This is a genomic window from Vibrio sinaloensis (assembly GCF_000808535.1).
In the GTDB taxonomy this organism is placed as follows: Bacteria; Pseudomonadota; Gammaproteobacteria; order Enterobacterales; family Vibrionaceae; genus Vibrio; species Vibrio sinaloensis_D.
In genome coordinates this window covers 1-823 of sequence record NZ_JWLV01000041.1, presented here as the reverse complement: position 1 = coordinate 823, position 823 = coordinate 1, and the positions used below count along the sequence as shown (strand labels likewise).

The 823-nt window shown below is 43.5% G+C and carries 1 protein-coding gene; it reads right to left on the bottom strand.

The annotated features are described in order from the left end of the window. Positions 1 to 10: 10 nt before the first annotated feature. Positions 11 to 823 (bottom strand): IS4 family transposase (locus RJ47_RS16460; RefSeq protein WP_039485333.1); only part of this gene is annotated, 813 nt, incomplete at its 5' end.

Genomic DNA, 823 nt, shown 5'->3' with positions numbered 1-823 from the left:
CTAATGCCGTTCACTTAAGGTGAGCGGCATTGTTTTTTCTAGGGTATCGGCTTGGTTTTTTCTTCACTACTCTAGGGAAGGATCTTTCCCGTCTTGGCTCTAATATTAAACTCTCGCTTATTGAGTAAAAGTTCTGAAGTTGCCTAGGTATTGCTCCTGGTGACGAATATGGAAGGCCGACTAGCAAGCGCATAATATGGGCTAATGCACCGTTGAAGCTTAGTTGGTATGGCAGGTAATCTCCATTCAACGTGTGACACATTTGAACCATTTGATACCTGACTAAGTTATACGTTAGCAAGATACCCCAAAGCTCTTGCTTCACTAATTCTGGAAGTCGACTTCTTAGTGTAAGTCGGTTGCCAAGCATATATTGTTTTTGTTCTCGGTATCCGAGCTCAATTTCCCAGCGGTATCCATAAAGACCAACTATGTCTGATTTTGGGTAAAGCATCGGGTCGGTCATTGAGGTAAGAACATCATATGACTTGCCATTCTTGACCCTCGTAATTAGACGGACAACAACTTCACGTTCTAGCGTTGGCCATTTCTTGCGAGCTTGCGGGTTACTCTTCAGTTTAATGAGTTTATCTTGTCGACCAAGGGACTGAACGACTTCATAATTTAATCCCTTTTTCATTGGGATGAGCCAATGTCGATTTACACCTTTAGCGCTCCACTCTTGAAGTAACCCAAGAGAGTAAAAGCCCTTATCGAAAAGGGTTAGACTGTTGTCGGGAGTCGTTTCCATTAGTTGCTCGGCCAGCGTCATTTCATTCACGGTATAACAGTCGAAAGCGCTGCCTGTGATTAGATGACTGCT